The sequence below is a fragment of the Streptomyces sp. WM4235 genome, assembly GCF_001279725.1.
In the GTDB taxonomy this organism is placed as follows: Bacteria; Actinomycetota; Actinomycetes; order Streptomycetales; family Streptomycetaceae; genus Streptomyces.
The window spans coordinates 1-812 of sequence record NZ_LGDE01000218.1 but is presented as its reverse complement, the minus strand read 5'-3'; the positions used below and the strand labels follow the sequence as shown (position 1 = coordinate 812).

General features: G+C 62.9%; 1 protein-coding gene. It reads left to right on the top strand.

Annotated features, from left to right (window positions below; all coding sequences use genetic code 11):
• On the top strand, positions 1-812 hold an 812-nt coding region (locus ADK55_RS16555), incomplete at both ends, for an acyltransferase domain-containing protein (protein ID WP_159041418.1).

Sequence of the window (812 nt, the reverse complement as noted above, 5' to 3'; positions counted from 1 at the left end):
GTGGGGTGACGGACAGGTCGCAGTTCTGCGCGATCGGTTCGTTGAAGGGGAATGTCGGTCATCTGGAGCCGGCGGCGGGGCTCGCGGGCCTGGTGAAGGTGCTCCTCGCGATGGAGCACGGGATGGTTCCACCGTCACTGCACGTGGTGCGGCCGAATGACCACATTCGCTTCGAGGAGACTCCGTTCTATCTGGCGGACCGTGCGGTGGAGTGGCCGCGCGACGGTGAGCCCCGTCGGGCGGCGGTGAGCGCGTTCGGCATGGGTGGCGTAAATGCCCATGTGATCGTCGAGGAGCCTCCTGTTCCGTCGATGCGTGAGGTGCCGGTTCAGGATTCGTTTGTGGTGCGGGTGAGTGGGGCTGATGAGTCGGCGCTGAAGTCGCTGGCGGGTGTGTATGCGGGTGAGTTGGTGGGTGCTTCTGCTGAGGTGTTGGGGGATTTCGCTTTCTCGGCGAATGTGGGTCGTGCGGGGCATCGTTTTCGTGCGGTGGTGGCTGGTGTTGATTCGGGTGCGGTGGTGGCTGGTTTGCGGGATGTGGTGGGGGGTCGGGCCGCTGTTTCTCGTAAGGGGGGTGTTGCGGTTCCGAATGTGTTCATGTTCACGGGTCAGGGTTCGCAGTATGTGGGTATGGGGCGGGGTTTGTATGTGACGGAGCCGGTGTTTCGGGCTGCGTTGGATGAGTGTGCGGAGTTGTTGGTGGGGCATTTGGATGTGCCTTTGTTGGATGTGTTGTTCGGGGGTGTGGGTGGGGGGTTGGATCGGACGCGGTATGCGCAGGTGGGGATTGTTTCGGTGCAGGTGGGGTTGGTG